Consider the following 23,213-nt stretch of genomic DNA (forward strand, 5'->3'; position numbering starts at 1 on the left):
TTGAAGAATTAGACTGTGACCGAAGCAACACAAACAAAGCCGAAACATGTAATGATGATGGCTGCCGGAACGGGCGGGCATGTTTTTCCAGCACTTGCTGTGGCTAAGGAATTACAGCAACAAGGCTGCCAAGTCTCGTGGCTTGCTACGCCTACAGGTATGGAAAATCGCCTGCTTAAAAATCATGATATCCCAATTTATCAAATTGATATTCAAGGTGTGCGCGGCAATGGCTTAGTCCGCAAAGTATTGGCACCCTTTAAAATTTTAAAAGCCACTTTAAGTGCAATGCGTTACATGAAGCAGCTCAAAGTCGATGCCGTCGCGGGCTTTGGGGGGTATGTCGCTGGGCCAGGTGGATTGGCTGCGCGTGCACTGGGTATTCCTGTGATTATTCATGAGCAGAATGCGATTGCGGGTTTTACCAATACGCAGTTATCACGTATTGCCAAAACAGTGTGTCAGGCATTTCCAAATACCTTTGCTGCACAAGATAAAATTGTGACCACGGGTAATCCCGTCCGCAAAGAGATTACGGAAATTTTAAATCCGTCTTGGCGTTATCAAGAACGTGAAAAAGCAGGTCTGCCACTGCGAGTTTTAATTGTGGGTGGCTCGTTGGGTGCACAAGCGTTAAATGAGCGTGTTCCTGAAGCATTGAAGCAATTGAATGTGCCGTTAAGCGTTTATCATCAGTGTGGTCAAAACCATGCAGATACGACCCAAGCGCGTTATGCCGATGCCCCTGAGCAGCTTCAGGTTGAAGTCCACCCTTTTATTGAAGATATGGCCAAAGCTTATAGCGATGCCGATTTAATTATTTGCCGTGCTGGGGCGTTAACCGTGACCGAAATCGCGACTGCTGGCGTGGCTGCGGTGTTTGTTCCGCTGCCGAGTGCAGTGGATGATCACCAAACGGCCAATGCAAAGTTTTTAGCCAATATCGGTGCAGCCAAAATTTGCCCACAAGCAAGCATGACGCCCGAGAGTTTAAAAGAATTATTATTACCCTTGATGAACCGTCAGTTATTGTCTGAAATGGCAGTGAAAGCACGTCAGCAAGCACAACCCGATGCAACCCAACATGTGGTTCGTTTAATTCAAGCATTGTAAACCGAGTATTTTATGTCGCCATCTACGCCTGCTGATCAAGCAAAAAAGTTAATTAAAGTGCCAGAAATGCGCCGTATTAAGCACATCCATTTTATTGGGATTGGTGGTGCGGGTATGTGTGGTATTGCCGAAGTGCTCAAGAACCAAGGCTACAAAGTCTCAGGTTCAGATATCAAAGCGTCAAAAACCACGGCTCAGCTTGAAGAAAACGGCATCAAAGTCTATATCGGGCATACGGCTGAAAATATTCAAGGGGCAAACGTGATTGTGGTGTCGACTGCAATTGATGCAGAAAACCCAGAAATTAAAGCAGCCATTGAAACGCGTACACCTGTGGTGCGCCGTGCAGAAATGCTGGGTGAGCTGATGCGCTACCGTCATGGGATTGCTGTTGCGGGAACGCATGGTAAAACCACGACCACTAGCCTTGTCACGTGTATGTTGGCAGAAGAAAATCTCGACCCAACTTATGTGATTGGCGGTTTGCTGAATCGTACTGGTGTGAATGCTGCACTGGGCGCGAGTCGTTTTATCGTGGCAGAGGCAGATGAATCAGATGCTTCATTCTTGCATTTGCAACCAATGGCCACCATCGTGACCAATATTGATGCAGACCATATGGACACCTATGGTGGTAGCTTCGATGTCTTAAAAGATACCTTTGTACAGTTCTTACAAAAACTGCCGTTTTACGGCTTGGCTGTGGTGTGTGGCGATGATGCCAACATTCGTGAAATCATGCCGCGCATTGGTCGTCCATTGATCACGTATGGTTTTAACGAAGACAATGACATTCGTGCAGTAGATATTGAACAAGAAGGCATGCAGTCGCACTTTACCGTATTACGTAAAGATCGTGAGCCTTTGCGTTTAACCATCAATTTGCCGGGTTTGCATAATATTTTAAATGCACTTGCGGCGATCGGTATTGCAACCGATGAAGGTGTGTCTGATGCTGCGATTGCACGTGCGTTGGAAAGTTTCAGCGGTGTAGGTCGTCGTTTCCAAGTCCAAGGTGAATTTGACATCGAAGGCGGTAATGTGAAATTGGTGGATGACTATGGTCACCATCCAAAAGAAGTTGAAGCGACCATTAAAGCTGCACGAGCAAGCCATCCAGACCGCCGTTTAGTGATGATGTTTCAGCCACACCGTTTTAGCCGGACCCGTGACTGTTTCGATGACTTTGTGGATGTACTGTCACATGTCGATCAGTTGTTGCTGCTTGAAGTCTATCCTGCGGGCGAAAAACCGATTGTGGGTGCAGACAGTCGTTCATTGGCGCGTAGTATTCGTTTACGTGGCGATGTAGAGCCGATTTTGATCGATCCAGTCGAAGGTAATTTGCAGCATGCGTTGAAAAAAGTGTTACAAGCGGATGACTTGTTATTGACGCAAGGCGCAGGTAATGTGGGGGCTATCTCGGTTGAGCTTGCAAGCAATCATTTATATTTAAAATAATCACGTTGTGTGATTACTCAATGAATAAAACAGTCATAAAGTTTAAGGATATCAACGTGTCAAATGCTTCAAAATTCGGCAAAGTAGCGGTGTTGCTTGGTGGTAAGTCTGCCGAGCGTGAGGTTTCTCTAGATAGTGGTGCAGCTGTACTTGAAGCATTGGTTCGTTCGGGTGTAAATGCAGAAGCTTTTGACCCGCAAGAGCGTAGTGTGACCGAATTGGTCGCTTATGACCGTGCGTTTATTGTGTTGCATGGTCGCGGTGGGGAAGACGGTCAAATCCAAGGGGTCTTAGAGTGGCTCAACATCCCGTATACCGGAACAGGCGTACAGGGTTCTGCTATTGGTATGGATAAAGTTAAAACCAAGCAAGTTTGGCAGGGTTCAGACTTACCGACAGCACCCTATCGCATCATTAGCCAAGAGTCAGATTTAGCTGAAGTGGTGGCGAATTTGGGCCTTCCACTGATTATCAAGCCGGTACACGAAGGTTCAAGTGTCGGCATGAGTAAAGTCGAAAAAGCAGAAGATTTGGCAGCGGCAATTGCCAAAGCGACCCAACACGATGCTGTGGTGATGGCTGAAAAATGGATTACGGGACGTGAATTCACGATTTCATTTTTAAATGGTCAACCGCTACCTGTGATTCGCCTACAACCGCCTGCAGATGTGGCTTTTTATGATTATGAAGCGAAATATCAACGTAATGATGTGGAATACGGAATTCCGTGTGGCTTAAGCGCTGAAGAAGAGCAAAAGTTGCAAGCGCTTTGCCTCCGTGCATTCCAAGCGGTGGGTGCAAGTGGTTGGGGCCGTATAGATGCGATGCAAGATGAGCAAGGCAATTTCTGGTTGCTAGAGGTGAACACAGTACCTGGTATGACCAGTCACTCTTTGGTACCAAAAGCAGCAAATGCAGTGGGTTATAGCTTTGATGCACTTTGTGTCCAAATTTTAGAGCAAACACTGACAGGTGCGGCTCACTAAATGGCGCAATTACCCGCTTCTATGCGCCGTAAACGCGCAGCGATTACTTCAATACACGATAAACCACCGACGCGTAAGGAGAAGCTTGCCAACTTCGGTGGTTGGGTGATGTTGGTCGTTGCCGTGGCGGTGCTGTTGGTTGGTATTTATGGCTTATATCAAGTCATGACAGATGCACGTGTGGCCGAACTTGATGTGGTAGGCGTACGTTCTGAGGCGGAAAAAAATCAGGTGATGGGACATGTTTCACCAGCCATTACTCATAATTATTTCACCTCAGATTTAGAAGAAATTCGTGATCGTACCTTAGAGCTGGGTTGGGTCGATCGTGTGGTGGTTTCGCGCGCATGGCCGAATGCAATTCGCGTTCGCGTCATGCCTCGGCATGCAATTGCACGTTGGGGGACGGGGCGTCTCTTAAGTGACAGTGGTGACGTATTTAGCGAAGTGGCGCCGAAAAATAATCAGAATTTGCCTTTATTACACGGCCCAATCAGTCAGTCTAAAATGATGATGCGCCGTTATAATGAAATTAATCAATTATTCCAGCCAGTCAACCTTCGTTTAAAAGAACTATATTTAACAGAGCGTATGACTTGGTTTATGCAGTTCGATTCAGGTTTACGTGTTATCGTAGATCAGGATCAAACCATGAGTAAGCTGCAACGTTTGAGTTATTTGGCTCAAAGTGATTTGAAGCCAGTTTGGGCCAAAGTATCTGCCATTGATTTGCGTTATCGGAATGGCTTGGCCATCCAATGGAAGAATGCTGCCGCACCAAAGATAGCAAATGGTCATTTTGTTGTAACGATTGATGACACAAGCATTGCAGGTGGAGCAGCAGCAAAGCCATAATACTTGGCTTTAAAACAGAGGCATAAAGCCATAAATTAAACAAACATGTGATGGTAGTAGTAAATAATGAATGAAGCGGTTCCCTCAGTTGTTGCGATTGACATTGGGACGCACAAAGTTTCAGTTTTGATTGGTAAGGTACATGCGCCAGACAATATCCAAGTGATAGGAATGGCAACTGCTCGTAACCGAGGCATGAATAAAGGAAAAATTGTAAGTCTTGATAAAGTCATTACAGCGATAAAAAATGCCGTGCAAGAAGCAGAAGATATGGCTGAATGCCGTGTCCATTCCGCGTGGGTCTCAATCCCAAGTGCCGAGTTAAAAAGCTTTTATGCATCTGGACGAACGCCAGTTGAAAATACTGACCATACAATTACAACAAGTGAAGTGGTTCGTGCATTAGAGTTGGCCAAAGCCAGCCACATGACCTCGGATCATTATTTGGTTAGTGCTGTTCCACTGGGCTTTGAGCTGGATGATTCCACTGAGTGGGTACAAAACCCAATACGGATGTCTGCACACAGCATGATTGGTCATTATCAGTTGATGATGTTACCGATTAGCACCATGCAAAACCTTGATCGGGCATTAAAAGGCGCGAACATCGGGGTGGAAAAACTGGTGGTGTCTTGTCTGGCAACGGCAGAGGCTAGCCTACTCAAAGATGAAAAAGAGTATGGTGTCTGTTTAGTCGATATTGGTGCAGGTACCACCAACATTGCGGTGTATTTGGATGGTCGTTTGGCGTTGACACATACTTTGCAGCGTGGTGGCGAACATGTCACCCGTGATATTGCTGCTGTGTTACAAACCACCACTGAAGAAGCTGAGCGAATTAAATTACTCTATGGGTGTGTCGACATTAAGTCGGTTAAACCGGACCATATGATTCAGATCCAAGGGATTGATGGTCCGCAAACGATTAGTCGTATTGAGTTGACTGAAATTGTGATTGCACGTTATGAAGAAATCTTAGGCCAAGTTCGCCAAGAGCTAGAGCGTAATGGTGCGATTCATGGTTTGTATCATGGTGTGGTGTTAACTGGTGATGCCAGTCAAATCGAAGGTATGGTGACGTTGACTCGTCGTATGTTGGGTGTGTCTGCGCATTTGGGGAATCCACCTGTGCAAGTGACAGCAGATGAGCAAAATATTGCCGCACTGCGTCGCTCTCAGTATGCCACTGCCGCAGGTTTGTTGATGTTTAGTCAGAGCGAAACACAAGAAACTATAGTGGAACCAGAAGATACAGAAAAACTGTCTTTGATTAAACGCGTTGGACGCGCTTGGTCGGGACTCAATGAAAAGCTGAAATCTGTTTTTTAAGTTGAATTTTTTTGGAATATTGTTAAGAAGTTGTACAACGCATCGCTTAAACTTGACAAGTTATGGCTTGCACAGCATGCTTAAAAGCAATTTTGTTTATTAAGATCAAGGCAGTATACGGGCTTAAGTGACTGCCAATAACGAATTAGGAAATCTATAGGTCATGGCCTCATTTGAATTTTTAGAAGATGATCAAACCGATAGCAACGGTCAAGCCCGTTTTACTGTGTTTGGTGTTGGTGGTGCAGGTGGTAACGCCGTACAACACATGCTTGAGTCAGATATTCAAGGTGTAAAATTTGTATGTGCCAATACGGACAAGCAAGCGCTAGACCGTATGAATGCACAATTCAAAATCCAGTTGGGTGAGCAAAGTACTCGTGGACTAGGTGCAGGCGCCAATCCAAATGTAGGTCAAGCCGCGGCTGAAGAAAGTCGTGACTTGATTCGTCAACACCTTGAAGGCACTGACATGGTATTTGTCACTGCCGGCATGGGTGGTGGTACAGGTACAGGGGCTGCGCCAGTGGTTGCTGAAATTGCCAAAGAAATGGGCATTTTAACCGTAGGCGTGGTAACGACACCGTTTAACTTTGAAGGTAAACGTCGTCTTCAGTCTGCTGAGCAAGGTATTGAAGCATTAGAAGCGCATGTAGATTCTTTAATCATCATTCCAAACCAACGTTTGTTAAAAGTTTTCCGTGACATCTCAATGAAAGATGCTTACAAAAAAGCGGATGATGTCTTATTAAATGCGGTCCGTAGTATCTTTGATTTGGTAGTGCGCCCAGGTCATATTAACCTTGACTTTGCTGACTTGAAAACTGCGATGAGCACACGTGGTTATGCCATGATGGGTGCAGGTTTAGGTCGTGGTGAAAACCGTGCACGTCAAGCAGCCGAACAAGCGATCCGTAGTCCATTGCTAGATAATGTCACCATTATGAATGCCAAAGGAATTCTGATTAATGTGACGGGTGGTGATGACGTTACATTTGGCGAAATCGAAGAAATTACCGACGTTGTGAACCAAATTGTCGATCTAGATGAAGGCCAAGTCTTCTATGGCACTGTATTTGATCCAGATGCGCGTGATGAAATCAGTGTGACTGTGATTGCAACTGGTTTGACTCGAAATTCAGCAGATTCTGCTGAGCCAGTGAAGCGTCCAAATGCACATGTGCAGGTAGCACAACATGGGCATGCAACGCAAGCGGTTGTTGAAGATGATGATGTGCCTGCAATCCAGCGTCAGAACCAAGACGTGGCTGCTGCAGCGAATTCTGCATCGACAGTGAGTGCTGCACGCCCAACACCAATGAGTATTCAAGATTACTTGAAAAATCAACAACGTAAGTAGTATTTGTCTATGTGGTTAAGCCACATATGATGAAGAAAAGGTAGTCAGAGACTACCTTTTTGTTTTTTATCAATGGCTAAATATGCTAACGTATAGCGGTTTAGTGGTGAGATGATATGAAACATGTTGAAACAAAGAACTCTACAACGTGTCGTTAAAGCAAGCGGCATTGGTTTGCATAGTGGTCAAAAAGTCTTAATTAACTTTGTGCCACATCATGCGGACGGAGGAATTGTGTTTCGTCGTATCGATCTCAGTCCACCAGTCGACATTCGTGCAAATGCAATGTTGATTCAAGAAGCCTTCATGTGTTCAAACTTGGTTCAAGAAGATGCCAAAGTCGGTACGATTGAACATGTCATGAGTGCAATTGCAGGTCTAGGTATTGATAACCTAATCATTGAAGTGTCTGCCTCTGAAGTACCAATTATGGATGGCAGTGCAGGTCCGTTTATTTACTTGCTCATGCAAGGCGGTCTCAAAGAACTGGATGCACCTAAAAAATTTATTAAAATACTCAAACCTGTTGAAGCTCTCATTGACGACAAACGCGCCATTTTCCGCCCGCATGAAGGTTTTCAACTCAATTTCACCATTGACTTCGATCATCCCGCTTTTAAGAAAGAATATCAGTCTGCCACGATCGATTTTTCAACCGAAACCTTTGTTTATGAAGTCAGCGAAGCCCGTACTTTTGGTTTTATGAAAGATTTGGACTATCTCAAAGCCAATAATCTCGCTTTGGGAGCAAGTTTAGACAATGCCATTGGCGTTGATGAAACCGGGGTGGTGAATGAAGAGGGTTTACGCTTCTCAGATGAATTTGTTCGTCACAAAATATTAGATGCGGTGGGTGATCTTTACTTGCTCGGCCACCAAATTATTGCCAAATTTGATGGATATAAGTCTGGGCATGCTTTGAATAATCAATTATTGCGCAATGTCCAAAGTGATCCAAGCAGCTATGAAATTGTAACATTTAATGACGAAGATCAGTGTCCAATTCCTTATGTGAGTGTGACTTAAGTCATTGTCTTTATTGTGTGATGTTATATTGTAACAAGCATAAATGTGATGAATTTATCATTTTAAAAACGCAATTCTGACGCGGGTCGAGACGAGGTTACTTTTTTTTGCTTGCCAAACGGCGCATTGCTTGGCTAAGCTTAGGGTCGCTCACAAAGTCAGCAGCACCTCGAATTAAGTCTTGAGTTTCTGTGCTTAGCGATCTTGAAATAGATTGTATCTTTGCGGGTGTTTGAGAGGGGATTCTCAAACGAACTTGGAGTTTTTGTAGGTCTTTAAACTCATCAAGTTCCGACAGTTGTGCAATATATTGTTTTTGAAGGTAACCAAGTTGACTAATCATCGCTTGATTTTCGCCGGTAATCGTCAAAATACCATATTGATAACAAACAACCTGCCACTGCTCTGGTTGCGGTAGGATAGGTTGAATCAGTTTTGTAAGTTTCTGCCATGCAGTCACTTGCTTTGAGAGAAACGTTAAGTTTCCTGTTTTTATGTGTTTTCTGGTTTGTTGAAAGAGATTCACTGGTTCGGACATACATATTTCCTTCATGTTAATGTCTTAATCTTATGCGCTTCTTTCGGTAGATATCAAGGACGAGATCACGCAAGAAACATTCGTAAGAACAGTTTTAAGAGGTTTTTTATGCATATGCGACGTATTTTGTTGGCTTTTTCTTTTGCGGCATCGGCTGCTTCAGTAGCCTTCGCTGATTTGGTAGAACTCAATACAAATAATGCATCTTCGGATCGAATTGAGCAATTGACACGCACTTTATCGGAAGGTGCTTATACCGAATCTAATGATATTGATATCCCTGCCGAAACGAAAATGTCCGTGAAACTACGTGAGAAAACAGTTGAACTCAACAACGCTTCACTGGCGAAAAAATACGGTTCGGAATCCTCTGCAAAAAGTTTTTCAAATAATCCATATTCGTGGTTAGTGACACACCCACTTCCAAGCGCACGTGTTAGCTCAAGTTACGGCGGCCGAACCATGAATGGTCGTGCTGAGCGTCACTCAGGTCTAGATCTTGCTGCGCCAAGCGGTACACAGATTTATGCGACAGGTCCAGGGATTGTGACCAAGTCAGGTTGGGGTACAGGTTATGGTCAATATGTTGAAATTAACCATGGCAATGGTTACATCACGCGCTATGCTCATGCATCGCGTTTAATTGCTCGTGTTGGCGACCGTGTAGACGCGGGTGAACATATTGCCAATGTCGGTTGTACAGGTCGTTGTACTGGCCCACATTTACATTATGAAGTGGTTAAAGATGGTCAACGCAAAAACCCATCGACTTATCTAGCAATGTTGCCTTAAATCCGATTTGATCGATAATCCGAACTTACCGTTGGTCTGATGCTTGAAAAAGGAATACAGCTCTGACGAAATCCAAGTTAGCATCAAAAAGCAGCATTAAATGTATAAAAAACCGCCTAAATTGGCGGTTTTTTGTTATCTTGGGTAACGAATGGTAAATGACTATTTAGTTGCTAAATAGTATGGCTCAGCCATATTCAGCTGTAGCGATACTCTTATAGGACGAAAGTATGATACATATTAGCGTATAAGATTAGGATATCGAAATAGGTGAATTATGGCGTTTTATGGTGATACTGACGCGCAAGAAACGCAAGAGTGGCAAGATGCGTTTGACTCCGTTTTACAACACATGGGGACTGAGCGTGCAGCTTTTCTACTGGAAAAACTGTATCAACAAGCAATCGCTAAACATGTCCCTATTCAGCGATTAAATACGCCTTATTTAAATACAATTTCAGTGGCTGAAGAACCTGCAATGCCAGGCGATCAAGACATGGAGCGTCGTATCCGTGCGTTGATTCGTTGGAATGCGCTAGCGATGGTACTCCGTGCCAATAAAACGGGTGATGACTTAGGTGGTCACTTGGCAAGTTTTGCCTCTTCTGCAACTTTATATGATGTCGGTTTTAACCACTTTTTCCGTGCCAATAACGACAACTTTGGCGGGGACATGATCTATTATCAAGGTCACTGTGCGCCAGGTATTTATGCGCGTTCGTTCCTTGAAGGTCGTTTGACTGAAGAGCATCTAAACAATTTCCGTCGCGAAGTGGACGGTGTTGGCTTACCTTCTTATCCGCATCCATACTTAATGCCTGATTATTGGCAGTTCCCAACGGTATCGATGGGTCTTGGCCCAATCATGTCGATTTACCAAGCACATATTCAAAAGTATTTGATGAACCGCGGTTTAATCAAAGAAGAAAATCGCAAAGTTTGGGCATACCTTGGCGATGGCGAGATGGATGAGCCAGAAAGCACAGGTGCAATTTCACTTGCGGGTCGTGAAAAATTAGACAATCTCATTTGGGTTGTAAACTGTAACTTACAGCGTCTAGATGGCCCAGTACGTGGTAACGGTAAAATTATTCAAGAATTAGAGTCTCTATTCCGTGGTGCGGGCTGGCGTGTCATTAAAGTGGTTTGGGGCCGTCATTGGGACCCACTACTGGCTAAAGACAAAACTGGTGCTTTAAAGTCGGTTATGGAAGAAACACTGGATGGCGAATACCAACGCTTACAAGTGAAGGGCGGTGCATATGCACGCGAAAAGTTCTTTGGTAAATACCCAGAAGCGGCTGAGTTGATTAAAGACTTAAGCGATGAAGATATTGATAATCTAAATCGTGGTGGTCATGACCCGTACAAAGTTTTTGCAGCCTATGCAGAAGCATGTACAGCCAAAGGTCAACCAACTGTAATCTTAGCGAAAACTGTTAAAGGTTATGGCTTGTCTGATGAAATTGAAGCAGTAAACAAAACGCATCAAATCAAAAAGATGCAAATCGAATCTTTAAAATATGTACGTGATCGCTTCAATTTGCCATTTAACGATGAGCAATTAGAAGAAGTGCCTTTCTATCGTCCAAGCGAAAACTCACCTGAATTGAAATATATGAAGGCACGTCGTGAAGCACTAGGTGGTTACTTACCTGCACGTCGTAAAGAAAGTGAACAGTTGGCTATTCCAGAACTTTCTATCTTTGATGCAGTCTTAAAAGGCTCACAAGGCAAAGAACAATCAACCACCATGGTGATGGTTCGTTTAATCGCTGCATTGTTAAAAGAAAAAGCAATTAAAGACCGTGTTGTTCCTATTGTTCCAGATGAAGCACGTACTTTTGGTTTAGAAGGTATGTTCCGTCAATTGGGTATTTATGCAGCCAATGGTCAGCATTACACGCCTGAAGACCAAGAACAGTTGATGCATTACCGTGAAGCAAAAGATGGTCATATGCTTCAAGAAGGTATTAACGAAGCAGGTGCAATGAGCGCTTGGGCAGCGTTGGCAACCAGTTATTCAACCAATAACTTACCCATGATTCCAATGTACATGTACTACTCTATGTTTGGTTTTCAACGTATTGGCGACATTGCATGGGCTGCAGGTGATGCACAAGCACAAGGTTTCTTATTGGGTGCAACAGCAGGCCGTACAACGCTCAATGGCGAAGGCTTACAACACCAAGATGGTCACTCACATATTCTTGCGAACACGATTCCGAACTGTGTGTCGTATGACCCATGTTTTGGTTATGAATTAGCAGTTATTGTGCATGATGGTTTACAACGCATGTATGTGAACCAAGAGCGTATTTTCTATTACTTAACGGTAATGAACGAAAACTACGAGCATCCTGAAATGCCACAAGGTGCTGAAGAAGGCATTAAACGTGGTATGTACTTACTTCAAAAAGATGAAAAAGCCACTGTTCAGTTGATGGGTTCAGGTGTAATTCTGCGTGAAGTCATTAAAGCTGCTCAAATCTTACGTGATGAATACCAAATCCATTCAAATGTATTTAGCGTAACAAGTTTCAATGAACTTGCACGTGATGGTATGGCATGTGAAGAATACAACCGCTTGCATCCAATGAGCGAGAATGTGAAAGAAGCTTGGGTGACTGAGCAACTGCGCGGCACAGAAGGGATCGTAGTTTCTGCAACAGATCATATGCGTGCTTATAGCGAACAAATTCGTGCATATCTTCCAGACAACCGTCCATTCGTAGCATTGGGTACAGATGGTTATGGTCGTTCAGATTCACGCGCTAAATTACGTAGCTACTTTGGTGTAGATGCAGCGCACATTGTTGTTGCCACACTGAAGAAATTGGCTGATGAAGGTGAAGTGGATGCACGCTTAGTGAAAGATGCCATCTCTACATTTGAATTAGATACAGATCGTCCAGTAGCTTGGGCTCCTCAAGCAACGCCATCTGTACACGCTGTAGCTGACTACAAAGAGGAGAAATAAGTATGCAAATTACAACTCCTGATATTGGTGTAGATAAAGCCGTTGTTGCTGAAATTTTGATCAAAGTTGGCGATACCATTGCGGTTGATGACAGTGTTGTTCTATTAGAATCAGACAAAGCATCTGTTGAAGTGCCTAGCACTTCAGCAGGCGTTGTTAAAAGCATTTTAGTAAACTTAGGTGACTCTGTTGCTGAAGGTGCAGCGCTGATTGAGCTGGAAGCCGAGGGACAAACTGAAGCGCCAGCAGTACAAGCACAGGCTGACGTTGTACAAGCTGAAGAAAAGACTGCACCCGCTGCGACTACAGCATCACAAGTGATTGATGTGCAAGTGCCAGATATTGGTGTGGAAAAAGCAACCGTTGGTGAAATTTTGGTGTCGGTTGGCGATCAAATTGACGTCGATCAAAGCATCCTCGTGGTTGAGTCAGACAAAGCGACTGTGGAAGTCCCGAGTACGATTTCAGGCACAGTGGAATCGATTAGTATTCAAGTTGGTGACAGTGTTAAAGAAGGTGTGGTGATTCTGACTGTAAAAACAGCAGCTTCAGTTGCACCAGTGACTGCTGAGCCTACGCAAGTTGCAGCACCTCAAGCCACTGAAACTCAGCCTGCTGAAGCGGCGCCACAAGTTGCTGCTGCGCCTGCAGGTGCGGTTGAAATTGCAGTGCCTGACTTGGGTGTAGACAAAGCGGCTGTTGCTGAAATTTTGGTGTCAGTAGGTGATACGGTTGAAAAAGACCAAAGTATCATCGTGGTTGAATCAGACAAAGCAACGGTTGAAGTACCAAGTACAACAGCGGGTGTGATTAAAGCCATTCATGTTGCATTGGGACAAAATGTATCGGAAGGTGTGGCTTTGGTGACCATTGAAGGTGAATCTTCATCAGCACCCGCTGCTGCACCTGCGGCGGCTTCTGCTCCAGCGCCTAAAGCTGAAGTTAAAGCGCAGCCTGCGCCAGCAGCACAGTCAGTTGCGGCTCCTGTGTCAGAACAGGGTGCAGACAAGCTGACGAAAGCGCAGAATGACGCCAATGCGAAAGTCTATGCAGGCCCAGCTGTACGCAAGCTGGCGCGTGAATTAGGCGTCGTATTGTCTGAAGTAAGCGCATCTGGCCCGCATGCGCGTGTCATGAAGGAAGACCTGAAAGCATTTGTCAAAGCGCGTTTAACTGCGCCTCAGGCTGCTCCAGCCGCTCAGGCTGCTGCTCAAGTTTCTGGCTTGCCAAAGCTTCCTGATTTCACAGCGTTTGGCGGTGTCGAAGAGAAAGTGCTGACACGTCTGCAACAAGTCTCTATTCCGCAGTTGTCTTTAAACAACTATATTCCACAAGTGACTCAGTTTGACTTGGCGGATATTACTGAGCTTGAAGCTTGGCGTAATGACCTTAAAGGTAACTTTAAGAAAGATGGCATTAGCTTGACCATTATGGCTTTCATTATTAAAGCTGTTGCGCATTTGCTGAAAGAAGAGCGTGATTTTGCCGGTCACTTGGCTGATGATGGCAAGTCTGTACTCTTGCGTAACGAAATTCATATGGGCATTGCTGTAGCAACACCAGATGGTTTAACCGTTCCGGTACTACGTAATCCAGACCAGAAATCAATTAAAGACATTGCGGTGGAGCTCGGTGTATTGGGTCAGAAAGCACGTGATAAGAAGCTTTCGCCGAAAGACCTACAAGGTGCAAACTTCACGATTTCAAGCTTAGGTGCAATTGGTGGTACGGCATTTACACCATTGGTGAACTGGCCACAAGTCGCAATTTTGGGGATTTCTCCAGCGACGATGCAACCAGTATGGAATGGTCAAGGTTTTGATCCGAAACTGATGTTACCGTTGTCACTGTCTTATGATCACCGCGTGATCAATGGGGCTGATGCAGCGCGCTTTACCAATAAGCTGACCAAGTTGCTGAAAGACATCCGTACTTTGCTGATCTGATGATCTGGTTTTTTGTCCTGTTGGTTTCTCTTCTCAAAAGAGAAAAATAGCGGCTGGAAGCACTGCAAAAATACCTCAATAAAGACTCTGCTTCGGCAGGGTCTTTTGTATTTAGAGATTGCCAAAAAACGTATTTTCGCCTAACATGGTGTTACTTCATTGGGGAGTAGCCGCTGTTCGTGAGAACAGGTGATGATCAACATATTTGCTCTAAAACGAGCATGGTCATCATAGCAAAGAACCAAATGAGCTTCCTAAAGAGCTTTCTTTTGTTGGCAAGACCTTTGATTTACCACTCTGCAGATTTTTGGCTAGCAGGAGCGGTGAGTCATTGGTATTTGTTATGCTAGCCAGAGAAAGACATCATGTATGAATTCCTCCTCTCCACAGCCATCGTGGCTTTAGCTGAAATGGGCGATAAGACCCAACTGCTCGCATTGTTACTTGCTGCACGTTTCCGTAAACCCGTCCCAATTCTATTGGCTATTTTGCTGGCGACCATTATTAACCATGGCGTCTCTGCTGTTTTAGGCCAATGGATCACCACAGTTTTAAGTCCTGATGTGCTGATCTGGATCCTCTCGATTGGTTTTATTGCTATGGCAGGTTGGATGTTGATTCCTGATCAGTTGGATGATGAGTCAGGCAGCATTAAGAAATGGCAGAAACTAGGGGTATTTGGCGCAACGTTTGTGTTGTTCTTTTTGGCCGAAATTGGTGATAAAACCCAAATTGCGACAGTGGCTTTAGCGGCACGTTTTGACAGTATAGTTTGGGTGATGTTGGGTACGACTTTAGGGATGATGTTGGCCAATGCGCCAGCGGTCTTTATTGGCGATAAGTTGGCGACCAAGTTGCCAATTGCCTTAATTCATAAAATTGGTGCGGCCATTTTCTTGGTCATTGGTGTTGCGACACTTGTACAGCATTATTTCTTCTAATTCACCGTAGAAAATAAGAATCCCGACTTAAAAAATCGGGATTTTTTATTGCAAAATTATCTTCAATTTATTGATATATCAAATGATATTGGTCGCAAATGCATTGTAAGTTTGTGTAAATCCATATATGTTGTAGGTATTAAAAAGTCTTTTAAGAAAAACAGCATTTTGAGGGGATGGGCATGGCATTTGACCGCACAACGTCACAGGTTTTATATGATGATGGCACACATAAGTGTATTAGCTTTACCAGCTTGGTCAAAGGCGAGGGTGTACAGGCAAATCAGTTTTTAATTATTGATCATGAGCGTGCAGCAGTCTTAGATCCGGGTGGTGATTTAACTTATGTGCCGTTGACCATGGAGTTGAATAAGTATACGCGTTTGACCAATCTTGATTTTGTGATGGCCTCACACCAAGACCCCGACATTATTACTTCAATGCCGCGTTGGTTGGTCTATACCGAAGCGAAAGTGGTGGCGTCTAAACTTTGGGCACGCTTTTTACCCCACTTGAACTCTGCCTTTATGAGTGAGCGGATGAAAGGTAACTGGCTGGATCGTTTAGTGGAGCTACCGGACCACGGTCAGGTGATTACCTTGGGGCAGTCTTCGATTATTGCTGTGCCGGCGCATTTTTTACATTCAGTGGGTAATTTTCAGTTTTATGACCCGATTGCCAAGATTCTATTTTCAGGCGATATGGGGGCATCGATGGTGGATGATGCCTCAAAACCTTTGGAAAACTTTGCTGCGCATATTCCTAAAATGAAAGGGTTTCATCAGCGCTATATGTGCAATAACAAAGTGATTCGTTTATGGGTCAATATGGTCCGCACCATGGATGTCGAAATGATTGTACCGCAGCATGGAACACCGTTTATTGGGCAAGAGCAGATTCATCAATTTTTAGACTGGATTGAGACTTTGGAGTGCGGTACAGACTTGATGGATGAGAGTGTTTTTACCTGTCCAACTTAAGTGACAAAATAGTCGTAAATTTTGCTTGTTTGGCAACCACAATTTTTTTAATATTTTCTTCCAAAAAAAGTTTTTGAAAATGAGAATATAAAGGATGTTGTCTCAAGTTCCAACGGAAGATGCCTGTTTAAGCTGCGGGGCATGTTGTGCCTTTTTTAGAGTCTCATTTTACTGGGCTGAAGGCATCTCCATGCCTGAACATTACACAGAGCCAGTGACGGCTGTGTATTCATGTATGATTGGAACCAATCAAGCCAGCCCACGCTGTATCGCACTGCAAGGCACCATTGGTGAGCACGTCAGTTGTGGGATGTATGAACAGCGTAGCTCTTCATGTAAAGAAGTTCAAATTGCTGATGATCAATGCAACAAAGCACGACGTGCACACAATATGATTCCATTTGTGCAATTGGAAGCGAGCATTGCCGTCAACGATGAAGGTTTTGATCAAGTGTGTTAATCAGTAAAAGCAGAGTCAAGGCTCTGCTTTTTTGAGTTTTAGAACGTCAATTGAACCCATCTCAAAACAAGAAATAAAAAAATAAAGGTGAAAATGAAGGTGTCAAATAAAATATAGGTTTTATCACTTTATTTTCTAAGATAAAAAAATAAATTTTCAATTGAAATGAAATTTAAGTTCATATTTGTTTATAATAGCGCACGGAAATTACCAGTGAGACTGCCATGTTGACCATCGTTCAAGACGCGTTAACTTTTGATGATGTCCTATTACTCCCTGCCTATTCTACTGTTCTCCCAAAAGATGTCTCATTAAAGACACGATTCACGCGCGGCATTAATTTAAATATCCCCCTTGTTTCAGCAGCAATGGATACGGTGACTGAATCACGTATGGCGATTGCAATGGCGCAAAACGGTGGTATTGGTATTTTGCACAAGAACATGGATATTGCGGCACAAGCTGCAGAAGTCCGTCGTGTGAAAAAATTTGAAGCAGGAATGGTGAAAGATCCAATTACTGTGACACCTGAAACCACAGTACGCGAATTGATCTCGATTACTCAAGCCAACAACATCAGCGGTGTGCCTGTTGTGAAAGATGGCAAAGTGGTCGGTATTGTGACAGGTCGCGATACACGCTTTGAAACGAACCTTGAGCAACCTGTAAGCAATATCATGACCGGCCAAGACCGCCTTGTGACTGTTCGTGAAGGTGAGTCGAAAGAAAATATTCAAGCATTACTGCAAAAGCATCGGATTGAAAAAGTTTTGGTCGTTGGAGAACACAACGAACTTAAAGGCTTAATTACAGTTACCGACTTCCGTAAAGCGGAAAGTTATCCAAGCAGCTGTAAAGATGACCTTGGTCGCTTACGCGTGGGTGCTGCAGTCGGCACAGGTGTAGAAACACCAAGCCGTGTAGAGGCTTTGGTTGAAGCGGGTGTTGATGCGATTGTCGTGGATACGGCACATGGTCACTCTGCGGGTGTGATCGAGCGTGTACGTTGGGTGAAAGCGAATTACCCACAAGTCCAAGTGATTGGCGGTAACATTGCAACTGGTGATGCTGCATTGGCACTCCTTGATGCAGGCGCAGATGCGGTTAAAGTCGGTATCGGCCCAGGTTCAATTTGTACCACTCGTATTGTGGCAGGTATTGGTATGCCGCAGATTTCTGCGATTGACAGTGTGGCTAATGCATTGAAAGATCAAATTCCATTGATCGCAGATGGTGGTATTCGTTTCTCTGGAGACATGGCGAAAGCGATTGGCGCGGGTGCGAGTACGATTATGGTCGGTTCACTCCTTGCCGGGACTGAAGAAGCGCCAGGTGAAGTGGAATTCTTCCAAGGTCGTTACTATAAAGCGTATCGTGGTATGGGTTCATTGGGCGCGATGGCAGGAGCAACAGGTTCTGCGGATCGTTATTTCCAAGACTCTAAAGCAGGCGCTGAAAAACTTGTTCCTGAAGGTATCGAAGGTCGTGTGCCATACAAAGGTCCAATGGGCAATATTGTGCATCAAATGATGGGCGGTTTACGTTCTTCTATGGGCTATACGGGTTCATCTGTGATTGAAGATCTTCGTCAAAATGCGAAGTTTGTGAAAATCACTTCGGCAGGTATGTCTGAGTCGCATGTTCATGATGTGACGATTACCAAAGAAGCACCGAACTATCGCGTTGGCTAATAAAGTTATACGAATTGTTGAATGTAAAAGCCGTCATTTTTATGACGGCTTTTTCGTTTTGGTGTAAAGTGTCGTGAGTAAAAAAGTGATGATTTAGATCACCATTAAGAAGTGAGTAGAACATGAGTTATTTTGGTACCGATGGTATTCGCGGTAAGTTTGGCGTCCTCCCTATTACCCCTGAATTTGCCCTTAAATTAGGCTTTGCCGCAGGGAAAGTTTTAAAACGCCACAGTAAAAAATCAAAACCATTGGTGGTACTTGGTAAAGACACACGTTTATCGGGTTATATTTTAGAGTCAGCATTACAAGCGGGTTTAAACGCAGCAGGGGTGTATGTACATTTACTAGGCCCATTGCCAACCCCAGCGATTGCACATTTGACTCGTGCTTTACATGCAAGTTTGGGCATTGTGATTTCAGCATCACATAATCCTTATTTTGATAATGGGATCAAGTTCTTTTCCAGTGAAGGTAAGAAACTACCAGATGCTATTCAAGAAGAAATTAATCAAGAACTTGAAAAAGAATTAGTGATTGAAGACACAGCAAACTTAGGTAAAAGTGTGCGTGTAAAAGATGCCAATGGCCGCTATATTGAATTTTGTAAATCTACATTTCCATATCATTTAGACTTGAACGATTTAACGATTGTGGTGGATTGTGCTAATGGTGCAGCATATAACGTGGGTCCATCGGTCTTTCGTGAGCTCGGTGCCAAAGTCATTGCCATTCATAATGAGCCTAACGGTGTAAATATCAATGAGCAATGTGGATCGACCCATCCTGAGCATTTGCAGCAACTTGTCGTGAAGCATGAAGCTGATTTGGGCATCGCCTTTGATGGGGATGCAGACCGCGTTATTTTAGTGGATAAAGATGGCAAGCTGATTGATGGCGACCATATTTTATATATCTTGGCGACACAAAGTGCTAAAAAGCCTGCTGGAATAGTGGGCACCTTGATGTCAAACATGGCTTTAGAGTTGGCATTGGATAAAGCGGGTGTAGCGCTATTACGTGCTAAAGTGGGGGATCGTTATGTCCTACAAGGTCTAGAAGAAAAAGGCTGGGTCATTGGCGGTGAGCCATCAGGACACATCTTAACCTTGGATAAAAGTACCACGGGTGATGCCATTATTGCGGCTCTACAAGTCCTTACCGTGATGGTCGAGCAGAAGAAAGCGCTGCATGAATTGGTTGCTGACTTTAAGCTTCTACCAAATGTGCTGGTGAATGTACGTTTAGAGGCGATGTTTGACCCTTATGCGGTGCCTGCTTTGGTGGCTGAATTTGATAAAGCCGAGCAACAACTCAAAGGTCGTGGTCGTTTGTTGATTCGTAAATCAGGTACTGAACCTGTGATTCGTGTCATGGTGGAAGGAGATGATCTCGATGAAGTCAGCACTTTAGCCCATACATTGGCTGATGCTGTACGTGTGAATGCAGCTTAATAAGGAGTGAAAAATGAGTGATTTAATTAAAGATCTCAGTGAGCTTCGTTTAAGTTATCAAAAAGGCGAGCTGCATGAAGATCGAGTAGAAACCCATCCACATGCTCAGTTCTTGCTTTGGTTTAATCATGCCTTAGAAGCACAACTGCACGAACCCTATGCCATGTCATTGGCGACAGCAAGTGCGCAGGGTCGCCCACATGTGCGAACGGTATTGCTACGTGGTGCAACCGAAGAAGGGTATGATTTTTATACCAATTATGACAGCCAAAAAGGCAATGATTTGGCAGAAAACCCATATGCAGAGTTACTGTTTTATTGGCAAGAGCAGGAACGTCAGATTCGCATTGGTGGTAAAGTAGTCAAAATTTCTGAAGCTGAATCGACGGACTACTATCATAAGCGTCCACGAGATAGTCAAATTGCAGCACATATCAGTACACCACAAAGTGGTGTGATTGAAAGCCGTGAGGTATTGCAACAACGTTTTGAGCAATTGCAAAGCCAAGTTGAAGGTAAATCAGAACTGAATAAACCTGTCTTTTGGGGTGGCTACCGTCTCGAGCCTGACTATTATGAGTTTTGGCAAGGGCGTCCAAACCGTTTACATGACCGTTTAAGTTATGAAAAACAGCAAGATGTTTGGATGCTGAAGCGTTTGATGCCGTAAATGTCATCTATTCAAATTAAGCAAAGACCCTTCATGACCTGTCCTGAATTATTTCAGGACATTCCTGCGTTTATTGCAGAAATTTTAGCCCGCCGTGGGGTGGCGTCAACGCAGGAGCTGGAGTTAAAGCTCAAGCATTTACTGGCCCCTAGTCTGAAAGGCTTAAATGAAGCGATTCAGTTGATAGATGCTGCAATTGATCAGCAACACAAAATTGTCATTGTGGGTGATTATGATGCAGATGGTGCAACCAGCACTGCTTTAATGATCTTGGCTTTGCGAGAAATGGGGGCGCAGGTAGAGTATCTGGTTCCAGACCGCTTTAAATATGGTTATGGCTTAACGCCTGCGATTGCGGATTTAGCATTTACCAGCTTTACACCTGATTTATTGATTACTGTGGATAATGGTATTTCCAGTCATGACGGCGTGAAACAAGCGCAAGATCATGGTATGCAGGTGATTATTACCGATCACCATTTGACCACCAAACCGACTCCCAGTGCCCAAGCGGTAGTGAATCCGAACCAGTTGGGGTGTGATTTTCCAAGTAAAGCCTTAGCTGGGGTGGGTGTGGCCTTTTATGTCTTGGCCAATTTATCGACCTATCGTAAAAAACTGCATAAGTCCTCGGCACTCATGAGTCAGTATTTGGATTTGGTGGCCTTAGGCACTTATGCCGATGTTGCCAGTCTTGACTATAACAATCGCATCTTGGTCGATGTTGGCCTGAAGCGCATTCAACAGCATTTATGCCGCCCTGGTATCAGTGCTCTACTGGAGATTGCAGGTCGAGAGGCTGCAACTTTAAAAGCGCAAGATTTGGGGTTTGTACTGGGACCACGTATTAATGCGGCAGGTCGCATGGAAACCATGGATATCGGGATTGAATGTCTATTGGCACAGGACTTTGCCTCTGCCTATCCATTGGCAGAACAACTGAATCAGTTGAATGTGGAACGTCGTCAGGTTGAAACCACGATGAAACAAGAGGCTTTAATAGCCTTGGATCAAATTCAACTAGATGATACGGTCTTACCCGCGGCTTTAATTATGTTCGAGCCGCATTGGCATCAAGGGGTGATTGGCATTGTTGCGGGGCGCTTAAAAGAACAGTTTCATCGTCCGAGTATTGTGTTTGCTGCAGATGAAGATGGGATACACATCAAAGGTTCTGCCCGTTCGATTGAAGGAATCCATATCCGCGATGCCATTGAGTGTGTTGCTGAGCAATATCCACATTTGGTCAGCCACTTTGGTGGGCATGCTGCGGCAGCGGGTTTAACCATTCAAAAAGTCCATTTTGAAGAGTTCAAGCAGGCCTTTGAAGCACTGATGACAGCTCAGGATGAACGTTTATTTACGGCGACTTTATGGACCGATGGCGAGTTAGCTGCACAGAATATTCAGGTTGAAACGGTCGATCTGCTGCAGCAGATTAGTCCATGGGGGCAAAAGTTTCCAGCGCCTATTTTTGAAGGAAATTTTCAAATTTTAGATTTTCGCTGGCTGAAAGAAGTGCATTTAAAATTACGTGTTGCTTTAGACAATGGACAGGTGGTAGATGCGATTGCTTTTAATGCGTTGGGCAAATACCAGTTCAATGAAATGAACCATCAAATTCGTTTGGTCTATGAGCTGGATAAAAATGAATTTCGTGGCAATGTCAGCGTACAACTTCGCATTTTGCATTTAGAACAACACTAAAAAACCGCTCTATAGAGCGGTTTTTTTAATACATTTTTGTTTCAATTAGAAGCGGAATGTACCATTGATACCGTATGAATCAGCATCTTCCGTTGTTGTGTAGTTCAAGCCAACAGCAATAGCAGGCGTAAAGAATTTTTGCGCGCGAACAGCCCAAACAGTGTCAAAGTCATCGAATGTTGTATCCATAAACGAAACACCAACACTTAAGGTTGGATCGATATATAAATCGGCACCTAAGCGGTAAGCAGTTTCATCGCCAAAGTATGTTGCACCTTCAAAATTAGTAAAATAGTTACCAATTTGAGTCACATATTTAGCGCGTAAGGTCACAGCTGTATCGTCTGCTACTGCGGAGATATTTGAGAATGTATCAATGAAGCCATTTTTTGAAACATACATTGGATCAAGATTTTCTTTGGCTACACCAGCCGCAATGAGTAGCCCATCGACAGGCAGGTAACCTGCTTCTAATGCATAACCCACATTATCATCTGATGCTTTACCAAATTCACTTTCAACCGTTACTTCAGAGCGGTTGAGGCTACCAGAAACATAAAATTGAGAGTTTGGGATAAAAAATTCACCATTTAAACCGACTGTGTCAATTTCTAAATCGGCGCCGTCTTCATCAATACTTGAGTTCGCATAACCAAGACCAATGTTGCTTGCTTTGCTTAAAAAAGCAGCCTCTGCAAGTGGCGAATTTTTAGTGTTCACTCCATTTAAGTAGTACTTGCCACTGATGCCAAAAGTATCAAGATCTTCACTGTCACCATCAAAGCTTGTATTTTCGTAGTTTGCATTGATTTCCGCTTGGTAAGCATGTGCAGTCCCGAAGCTCGCAATAAGTGCGGTAGTAAGTGCAAGTTGTTTAAGCATTTTAGAGGTTCTCTCTTTGTTATAAAAATATGACTGTTCTAT

19 protein-coding genes and 1 riboswitch are annotated in these 23,213 nt (G+C 44.0%); of the genes, 17 read left to right on the top strand and 2 right to left on the bottom strand.

Features of this window, described 5'->3' with window-relative positions:
• Positions 1–15 precede the first annotated feature (15 nt).
• The 7 genes from murG (at position 16) to lpxC (ending at position 8,130) form a co-directional block, all read left to right on the top strand.
• Positions 16–1,113, top strand: coding sequence for an undecaprenyldiphospho-muramoylpentapeptide beta-N-acetylglucosaminyltransferase (gene murG, locus ACSC9N_RS00720; RefSeq protein ID WP_234954634.1), 1,098 nt, complete (start codon positions 16–18; stop codon positions 1,111–1,113).
• A 12-nt stretch (positions 1,114–1,125) separates the two neighbouring features.
• Positions 1,126–2,574 (top strand): UDP-N-acetylmuramate--L-alanine ligase, encoded by a 1,449-nt coding sequence (gene murC / locus ACSC9N_RS00725; protein WP_004691731.1) that lies wholly within the window; start codon positions 1,126–1,128, stop codon positions 2,572–2,574.
• A 56-nt stretch (positions 2,575–2,630) separates the two neighbouring features.
• Entirely contained in the window at positions 2,631–3,560 is a 930-nt protein-coding gene (locus tag ACSC9N_RS00730) for a D-alanine--D-alanine ligase (RefSeq protein WP_333654243.1), read from the top strand.
• The gene (locus ACSC9N_RS00735) at positions 3,561–4,415 is read left to right on the top strand and encodes a cell division protein FtsQ/DivIB (protein WP_333654240.1); all 855 of its coding nucleotides are present in this window, start codon (positions 3,561–3,563) and stop codon (positions 4,413–4,415) included.
• Between the two features lie 66 nt (positions 4,416–4,481).
• Entirely contained in the window at positions 4,482–5,744 is a 1,263-nt protein-coding gene (gene ftsA, locus ACSC9N_RS00740) for a cell division protein FtsA (protein WP_004691727.1), read from the top strand.
• Between the two features lie 163 nt (positions 5,745–5,907).
• Entirely contained in the window at positions 5,908–7,104 is a 1,197-nt protein-coding gene (ftsZ, locus tag ACSC9N_RS00745) for a cell division protein FtsZ (RefSeq protein WP_062031955.1), read from the top strand.
• A gap of 123 nt (positions 7,105–7,227) precedes the next feature.
• The gene (gene lpxC, locus ACSC9N_RS00750) at positions 7,228–8,130 is read left to right on the top strand and encodes a UDP-3-O-acyl-N-acetylglucosamine deacetylase (RefSeq protein WP_317455168.1); all 903 of its coding nucleotides are present in this window, start codon (positions 7,228–7,230) and stop codon (positions 8,128–8,130) included.
• A gap of 97 nt (positions 8,131–8,227) precedes the next feature.
• On the opposite strand, the gene ACSC9N_RS00755 is transcribed toward lpxC, so the two are convergent.
• Complete coding sequence (locus tag ACSC9N_RS00755; protein ID WP_058870506.1) at positions 8,228–8,668, bottom strand: hypothetical protein; 441 nt, start codon at positions 8,666–8,668, stop codon at positions 8,228–8,230.
• 108 nt (positions 8,669–8,776) lie between these two features.
• On the opposite strand from ACSC9N_RS00755, the gene ACSC9N_RS00760 reads away from it, so the two are divergent.
• The 10 genes from ACSC9N_RS00760 (at position 8,777) to recJ (ending at position 22,289) form a co-directional block, all read left to right on the top strand.
• Entirely contained in the window at positions 8,777–9,460 is a 684-nt protein-coding gene (locus tag ACSC9N_RS00760) for a M23 family metallopeptidase (RefSeq protein ID WP_201701884.1), read from the top strand.
• 277 nt (positions 9,461–9,737) lie between these two features.
• Complete coding sequence (aceE, locus tag ACSC9N_RS00765) at positions 9,738–12,440, top strand: pyruvate dehydrogenase (acetyl-transferring), homodimeric type (protein WP_176536761.1); 2,703 nt, start codon at positions 9,738–9,740, stop codon at positions 12,438–12,440.
• A 2-nt stretch (positions 12,441–12,442) separates the two neighbouring features.
• On the top strand, positions 12,443–14,386 hold the full coding sequence (locus ACSC9N_RS00770) for a 2-oxo acid dehydrogenase subunit E2 (RefSeq protein WP_395475005.1): 1,944 nt from the start codon (positions 12,443–12,445) through the stop codon (positions 14,384–14,386).
• A gap of 139 nt (positions 14,387–14,525) precedes the next feature.
• A riboswitch (yybP-ykoY riboswitch) is annotated at positions 14,526–14,676 on the top strand.
• A 75-nt stretch (positions 14,677–14,751) separates the two neighbouring features.
• Positions 14,752–15,327 (top strand): TMEM165/GDT1 family protein, encoded by a 576-nt coding sequence (locus ACSC9N_RS00775; protein ID WP_201952863.1) that lies wholly within the window; start codon positions 14,752–14,754, stop codon positions 15,325–15,327.
• A gap of 182 nt (positions 15,328–15,509) precedes the next feature.
• Positions 15,510–16,307 carry an MBL fold metallo-hydrolase gene (locus ACSC9N_RS00780; protein ID WP_004691719.1) on the top strand — a complete coding sequence of 266 codons (798 nt, stop codon included), beginning with the start codon at positions 15,510–15,512 and terminating at the stop codon, positions 16,305–16,307.
• Positions 16,308–16,401: 94 nt separating this feature from the next.
• Positions 16,402–16,767: a YkgJ family cysteine cluster protein gene (locus ACSC9N_RS00785; RefSeq protein WP_004691718.1), complete on the top strand. Its 366-nt coding sequence runs from the start codon at positions 16,402–16,404 to the stop codon at positions 16,765–16,767.
• Between the two features lie 224 nt (positions 16,768–16,991).
• Entirely contained in the window at positions 16,992–18,458 is a 1,467-nt protein-coding gene (guaB, locus tag ACSC9N_RS00790; RefSeq protein WP_004691717.1) for an IMP dehydrogenase, read from the top strand.
• A gap of 122 nt (positions 18,459–18,580) precedes the next feature.
• The gene (gene glmM, locus ACSC9N_RS00795) at positions 18,581–19,912 is read left to right on the top strand and encodes a phosphoglucosamine mutase (protein WP_395475006.1); all 1,332 of its coding nucleotides are present in this window, start codon (positions 18,581–18,583) and stop codon (positions 19,910–19,912) included.
• Positions 19,913–19,925: 13 nt separating this feature from the next.
• Positions 19,926–20,582 carry a pyridoxamine 5'-phosphate oxidase gene (gene pdxH, locus ACSC9N_RS00800; RefSeq protein WP_395475007.1) on the top strand — a complete coding sequence of 219 codons (657 nt, stop codon included), beginning with the start codon at positions 19,926–19,928 and terminating at the stop codon, positions 20,580–20,582.
• Entirely contained in the window at positions 20,583–22,289 is a 1,707-nt protein-coding gene (recJ, locus tag ACSC9N_RS00805) for a single-stranded-DNA-specific exonuclease RecJ (RefSeq protein ID WP_395475008.1), read from the top strand.
• Between the two features lie 45 nt (positions 22,290–22,334).
• Here the strand turns inward: recJ and ACSC9N_RS00810 are convergent, their stop codons facing one another.
• Entirely contained in the window at positions 22,335–23,171 is an 837-nt protein-coding gene (locus ACSC9N_RS00810) for a putative porin (RefSeq protein WP_159151704.1), read from the bottom strand.
• Positions 23,172–23,213: the final 42 nt, after the last annotated feature.

The sequence above is a fragment of the Acinetobacter sp. PC34 genome, assembly GCF_051789135.1.
GTDB classification, from domain to species: Bacteria; Pseudomonadota; Gammaproteobacteria; order Pseudomonadales; family Moraxellaceae; genus Acinetobacter; species Acinetobacter johnsonii.

Excerpts from the sequence above, each read along its gene's own strand:
- murC (WP_004691731.1), top strand. The coding sequence starts at position 1,126 with ATGTCGCCATCTACGCCTGCTGATCAAGCAAAAAAGTTAATTAAAGTG.
- ACSC9N_RS00735 (WP_333654240.1), top strand. The coding sequence starts at position 3,561 with ATGGCGCAATTACCCGCTTCTATGCGCCGTAAACGCGCAGCGATTACT.
- ftsA (WP_004691727.1), top strand. The coding sequence starts at position 4,482 with ATGAATGAAGCGGTTCCCTCAGTTGTTGCGATTGACATTGGGACGCAC.
- ftsZ (WP_062031955.1), top strand. The coding sequence starts at position 5,908 with ATGGCCTCATTTGAATTTTTAGAAGATGATCAAACCGATAGCAACGGT.
- lpxC (WP_317455168.1), top strand. The coding sequence starts at position 7,228 with ATGTTGAAACAAAGAACTCTACAACGTGTCGTTAAAGCAAGCGGCATT.
- ACSC9N_RS00755 (WP_058870506.1), bottom strand. The coding sequence starts at position 8,668 with ATGTCCGAACCAGTGAATCTCTTTCAACAAACCAGAAAACACATAAAA.
- ACSC9N_RS00760 (WP_201701884.1), top strand. The coding sequence starts at position 8,777 with ATGCATATGCGACGTATTTTGTTGGCTTTTTCTTTTGCGGCATCGGCT.
- aceE (WP_176536761.1), top strand. The coding sequence starts at position 9,738 with ATGGCGTTTTATGGTGATACTGACGCGCAAGAAACGCAAGAGTGGCAA.
- ACSC9N_RS00770 (WP_395475005.1), top strand. The coding sequence starts at position 12,443 with ATGCAAATTACAACTCCTGATATTGGTGTAGATAAAGCCGTTGTTGCT.
- ACSC9N_RS00775 (WP_201952863.1), top strand. The coding sequence starts at position 14,752 with ATGTATGAATTCCTCCTCTCCACAGCCATCGTGGCTTTAGCTGAAATG.
- ACSC9N_RS00780 (WP_004691719.1), top strand. The coding sequence starts at position 15,510 with ATGGCATTTGACCGCACAACGTCACAGGTTTTATATGATGATGGCACA.
- ACSC9N_RS00785 (WP_004691718.1), top strand. The coding sequence starts at position 16,402 with ATGTTGTCTCAAGTTCCAACGGAAGATGCCTGTTTAAGCTGCGGGGCA.
- guaB (WP_004691717.1), top strand. The coding sequence starts at position 16,992 with ATGTTGACCATCGTTCAAGACGCGTTAACTTTTGATGATGTCCTATTA.
- glmM (WP_395475006.1), top strand. The coding sequence starts at position 18,581 with ATGAGTTATTTTGGTACCGATGGTATTCGCGGTAAGTTTGGCGTCCTC.
- pdxH (WP_395475007.1), top strand. The coding sequence starts at position 19,926 with ATGAGTGATTTAATTAAAGATCTCAGTGAGCTTCGTTTAAGTTATCAA.
- recJ (WP_395475008.1), top strand. The coding sequence starts at position 20,583 with ATGTCATCTATTCAAATTAAGCAAAGACCCTTCATGACCTGTCCTGAA.
- ACSC9N_RS00810 (WP_159151704.1), bottom strand. The coding sequence starts at position 23,171 with ATGCTTAAACAACTTGCACTTACTACCGCACTTATTGCGAGCTTCGGG.